The organism is Streptomyces sp. NPDC059456, assembly GCF_042750055.1.
Taxonomy (GTDB): Bacteria; Actinomycetota; Actinomycetes; order Streptomycetales; family Streptomycetaceae; genus Streptomyces.
This window is the reverse complement of the sequence record NZ_JBHYVA010000666.1, coordinates 1-4,710: the sequence shown is the minus strand read 5'-3', so window position 1 is coordinate 4,710 and position 4,710 is coordinate 1. Positions and strand designations below refer to the sequence as shown.

Annotated in this window: 6 protein-coding genes; 5 read left to right on the top strand and 1 reads right to left on the bottom strand. The window is 73.2% G+C overall.

All coding sequences use genetic code 11. The features are described 5' to 3' along the window. Window positions 1-214: 214 nt before the first annotated feature. Genes ACFXA3_RS35950 through ACFXA3_RS35930 form a run of 5 tightly spaced genes read left to right on the top strand, consistent with a single transcriptional unit; the run spans window position 215 to window position 4,597 of the window. Window positions 215-973, top strand: coding sequence for an enoyl-CoA hydratase family protein (locus tag ACFXA3_RS35950; RefSeq protein ID WP_385194190.1), 759 nt, complete (start codon window positions 215-217; stop codon window positions 971-973). Continuing rightward, entirely contained in the window at window positions 970-1,821 is an 852-nt protein-coding gene (locus tag ACFXA3_RS35945; RefSeq protein ID WP_385194188.1) for a CoA transferase subunit A, read from the top strand. The genes ACFXA3_RS35950 and ACFXA3_RS35945 overlap by 4 nt, the downstream gene beginning before the upstream one ends. Beyond that, a complete protein-coding gene (locus ACFXA3_RS35940; protein WP_385194185.1) occupies window positions 1,818-2,555 on the top strand; it encodes a CoA-transferase subunit beta in 738 nt (245 codons plus the stop codon). Before ACFXA3_RS35945 ends, ACFXA3_RS35940 begins: the two co-directional genes overlap by 4 nt. Window positions 2,556-2,559: 4 nt before the next feature. Next, window positions 2,560-3,636 (top strand): NAD(P)H-dependent flavin oxidoreductase, encoded by a 1,077-nt coding sequence (locus ACFXA3_RS35935; RefSeq protein WP_385194183.1) that lies wholly within the window; start codon window positions 2,560-2,562, stop codon window positions 3,634-3,636. Window positions 3,637-3,667: 31 nt separating this feature from the next. Next, window positions 3,668-4,597: a tyrosine-protein phosphatase gene (locus ACFXA3_RS35930; RefSeq protein WP_385194181.1), complete on the top strand. Its 930-nt coding sequence runs from the start codon at window positions 3,668-3,670 to the stop codon at window positions 4,595-4,597. Here the strand turns inward: ACFXA3_RS35930 and ACFXA3_RS35925 are convergent. Next, window positions 4,528-4,710: hypothetical protein (locus ACFXA3_RS35925; protein ID WP_385194192.1), on the bottom strand; the 183-nt coding region annotated here is incomplete at its 5' end. The genes ACFXA3_RS35930 and ACFXA3_RS35925 overlap by 70 nt on opposite strands.

The following is a 4,710-nucleotide window of genomic DNA, read 5'->3' as shown; positions in this document are numbered from 1 at the left end:
TCGTCGGCGGGGCGCGGGGGGGGGGAACGGGGTTGGGGGGGGGGGGGGGGGGGGCAGACGAGGCCGTGCGCCCGCGTTTCGGGGAACGACGGGGCGTTTCCGGCCCCGACGCCGCGGGTTCCGCCGGTGACGACGACAACCCTCCCGTCCAGCTCCATGGGCTGCTACCTTCCTCACCTAACAAATGTTTGGTGGAAAGGTAGCTGATCCTGTCATGGGTGTCTCCACCTCAAGCCCCGACAAGGGCGTCGCGCTGGTCACGGTCGACTTCCCGCCCGTCAACGCGCTTCCGGTACAGGGCTGGTACGACCTCGCCGACGCCCTGCGCTCCGCCGGGCGCGACCCCGCGACGCGGTGCGTCGTCCTGGCCGCCGAGGGCCGCGGCTTCAACGCCGGCGTCGACATCAAGGAGATGCAGCGCGACACCGGCCACGGCGCCCTCATCGGCGCCAACCGCGGCTGCTACGAGGCCTTCGCCGCCGTGTACGAGTGCGAGGTGCCGGTCGTCGCGGCCGTGCACGGGTTCTGCCTGGGCGGCGGCATCGGCCTCGTCGGCAACGCCGACGCGATCGTGGCCGGCGAGGACGCCACCTTCGGGCTCCCCGAGCTCGACCGGGGAGCGCTCGGCGCCGCCACCCACCTGGCCCGTCTGGTCCCGCAGCACCTGATGCGCGCCCTCTACTACACCTCCCGCACCGCCACCGCCGCCGAACTGCACGCGCACGGCTCGGTGTGGCAGGTGGTCCCGCCCGCGCGGGTGCGGGACGCGGCCCTCGAACTGGCCGCCGAGATCGCGCGCAAGGACGGCTACCTGATCCGACTGGCCAAGGCGGCCATCAACGGCATCGACCCCGTCGACGTACGGCGCAGCTACCGCTTCGAGCAGGGGTTCACGTTCGAGGCCAACCTGAGCGGGGTCGCCGACCGGGTCCGCGACACCTTCGGCGAGTCCGGCGGGAAGGAGCGTTCATGAGCGACAAGTCCATGACCCCCGACGAGGTGGTCGCGCGGCTGCGCAGCGGGATGACCCTCGGCATCGGCGGCTGGGGGTCGCGGCGCAAACCCATGGCCCTGGTGCGGGCACTGCTCCGCTCCGAGATCACCGATCTCACCGTGGTCTCGTACGGCGGCCCCGACGTCGGCCTGCTCGCGGCCGCCGGCCGGATCCGCCGGCTCGTCGCCCCCTTCGCCACCCTCGACTCGATCCCGCTGGAGCCGCACTTCCGGGCCGCCCGCGAGAGCGGCGCCTTCACCCTCACCGAGCTCGACGAGGCCATGTTCATGTGGGGCCTGCACGCCGCCGCGAACCGGCTCCCGTTCCTCCCCGTCCGGGCCGGCCTGGGCTCCGACGTCATGCGGGTCAACCCGGAGCTGCGGACCGTCACCTCCCCGTACGCCGACGGCGAGGAGTTCGTCGCCGTCCCCGCCCTGCGGATGGACGCCGCGCTGGTCCACCTGAACCGCGCCGACCGCCTCGGCAACGCCCAGTACCTGGGGCCGGACCCGTACTTCGACGACCTGTTCTGCGAGGCCGCCGACGCCGCGTACGTCTCCTGCGAGCAGCTGGTGGAGACCTCCGAGCTGGCCAAGGCGGGGCCACCGCAGTCCCTGCTGGTCAGCCGGCACTCGGTGACCGGTGTCGTCGAGACCCCGAACGGCGCGCACTTCACCTCCTGCGTCCCCGACTACGGGCGCGACGAGGCCTTCCAGAAGCTGTACGCGGCCACCCCCTGGCCGGAGTTCAGCGCCCGCTTCCTGTCCGGCGGCGGCGAGCACGCCTACCAGTCGGCCGTCCGGGCCTGGCACGAGGAGCAGCAGTGAGCACAGCGACGGCCGCGTCCCGCGCGGAGTACTGCGTGATCGCCTGCGCCGAGGCCTGGCGCGGCGACGGCGAGGTGCTCGCCAGTCCGATGGGCCTGATCCCGTCCTTCGGGGCCCGGCTGGCGAAGCGGACGTTCTCCCCCGATCTGCTGCTGACCGACGGCGAGGCCCTGCTGGTCGGGCTGGACGGGGAGACCGAGGGCTGGCTCCCGTACCGGCGGCATCTGACGATGGTCACCGGCGGGCGCCGGCACGTGATGATGGGCGCCAGCCAGATCGACCGGTTCGGCAACCAGAACATCTCCTGCATCGGCGACTGGGCCCGGCCGGCCCGCCAGCTCCTGGGGGTGCGCGGTGCGCCCGTCAACACGCTGAACAATCCGGTGAGTTACTGGGTGCCGCGGCATTCTCCGCGGGTGTTCGTCGAGCGGGTCGACATGGTGAGCGGGGTCGGTCACGACCGGGCCGAGGCGGCCGGGGTGACCCGCTTCCACCGGCTGCCGCGGGTGGTCAGCGATCTCGGCGTCTTCGATTTCGGCGGCCCGGACCACTCGATGCGCCTGGCCTCCGTGCATCCGGGCGTGAGCGTCGAACAGGTCCGGGAGGCCACCGGGTTCGCCCTGGCGGTCGACGGCGAGGTGCCGTACACGCGGGAGCCGAGCGCCGAGGAGCTGCGGCTGATCCGCGAGGTGATCGACCCGCAGGGGCTGCGCGACCGGGAAGTGCGGGGCTGACGCGATGGAGACGGCGTTCACCCGGCTGGTCGGTGTGCAGCACCCGGTCGTGCAGACGGGCATGGGCTGGGTTGCGGGTCCCCGGCTGGTGTCGGCGGCGGCCAACGCGGGCGCCCTGGGCATCCTGGCCTCGGCGACGATGACGGTGGAGGAGCTGCGGGCGGCGGTCCGCGAGGTCCGCTCCCGTACGCAGGCCCCGTTCGGGGTCAATCTGCGGGCGGACGCGGGGGACGCCGCCGAGCGGGTCCGGCTGATCGTCGACGAGGGCGTGCGGGTCGCCTCGTTCGCGCTCGCCCCGTCGAAGGAGCTGATCGCCCGGCTCAAGGACGCGGGCGTGGTGGTGATCCCGTCGATCGGGGCCCGCCGGCACGCCGAGAAGGTCGCGGCGTGGGGGGCCGACGCGGTGATCGTGCAGGGCGGCGAGGGCGGCGGGCACACCGGGGACACGGCCACGACGGTCCTGCTGCCGCAGGTGGTCGACGCGGTGGACATCCCGGTGGTCGCGGCGGGCGGCTTCCACGACGGGCGCGGCCTGGTCGCCGCGCTGTCGTACGGCGCCGCGGGCATCGCGATGGGCACGCGCTTCCTGCTGACCTCGGATTCCACGGTCCCGGACGCGGTCAAGGCCCGCTACCTGGCGGCCGGCGTCAGGGACGTCACGGTCACGACGGCCGTGGACGGGCTGCCGCACCGGATGCTCCGTACCGAGCTGGTCGCCTCCCTGGAACGGGCGGGCCGCACCCGCGCCCTGGCGCGGGCGGTCCGGCACGCGGCCGCGTTCCGCAGGCTGTCGGGGCTGTCCTGGGCGCGGATGGTGCGCGACGGCCTCGCGATGAAACACGGCAAGGACCTGTCCTGGAGCCAGGTGCTGCTCGCCGCGAACACCCCCATGCTCCTGAAGGCGTCCATGGTCGAGGGCCGTACGGACCTCGGCGTCATGGCATCAGGCCAGGTCGCAGGGGTGATCGAGGATCTGCCGTCCTGTGCGGAGCTCGTCGCCCGCGTCATGGCCGAGGCACACACGGTGCTGGCACGGCTGGAACGCCTGCACCCGCCCGACGCCCTGCCACCACCAGGGTGATCCCCCTTCTCCTCCTCAGGAGTCGCCACAGATGAGCCGTGCCCGAACCCGCCTGGTGACCGCGGTACTCGCTTCCGCCCTCGCCCTCAGCGCTCTGCCCGCCGCCTCCGCGTACGCCGCGCCGGCGGCGGGCGCCTCCGCCTCCGGCCGGTACCACCAGCAGGCGGAAACGATTCGCCAGATCCCCCTCCAGGGCGCGGTCAACGTCCGCGACCTGGGCGGCTACCGCACCTGGACCGGCGGCCGGGTCCGCCAGGGGCTGGTCTACCGCTCCGACGCGCTCGGCAAGCTCACACCGGCGGACGTCACCACCGTCTCCGGTCTCGGCCTCAAGAAGGTCGTCGATTTCCGCATCCCGCTGGAGCTCCGGTACGACGGCGCCGACCGGCTGCCCGCTGGACTCACCGCCACCTCCCGCCCGGTCAGCGACCTCGGCCTGTACGCCACGCTCCTCGGCGCGATCTCCAGCGGCGACCCCGCCGCACAGGAGCAGATGCTCGGCGGCGGCCGGGCCGAGGCCTACATGCGCGACATCTACCGCACCTTCGTGACCAGCCCCGAGAACCGGGCGCAGTTCGCGGCGACGCTGCGGGAGATCGCGGACGGCGGTCAGGACCCGCTCCTGTTCCACTGCACCTCGGGCAAGGACCGGACGGGCTGGATGGGTTACGTCCTGCTGCGCGCCCTGGCCGTACCCGAGGACACCGCCACGAGCGACTACCTCGCGTCGAACGCCTTCCGCGCCGCGTACGACGCCCAGGTGCGGGCGGGCCTCGAGCAGTCCGGGCGGATGCAGAACCCGGACCTGCTGATACCGCTCCAGGAGGTCCGCCAGGACTACCTGGACGCGGCGACCGCCCAGCTGGACGCGGACTACGGCAGCTTCTACGGCTACCTCACGGACGGCCTCGGCCTGGACCTGCGGACGCTCGCGAAGCTCCGGACCAGGATGGTCCGCTGACCGTCCCGGAACGCGCAGGAGCCGGGCGGCGCATCGTGCGCCGCCCGGATGTAGCCGGTGCACTCCGGGTCCTCGTTGAGCTCCCGTACGACCGCCTCGATCTCCTCCTGGGT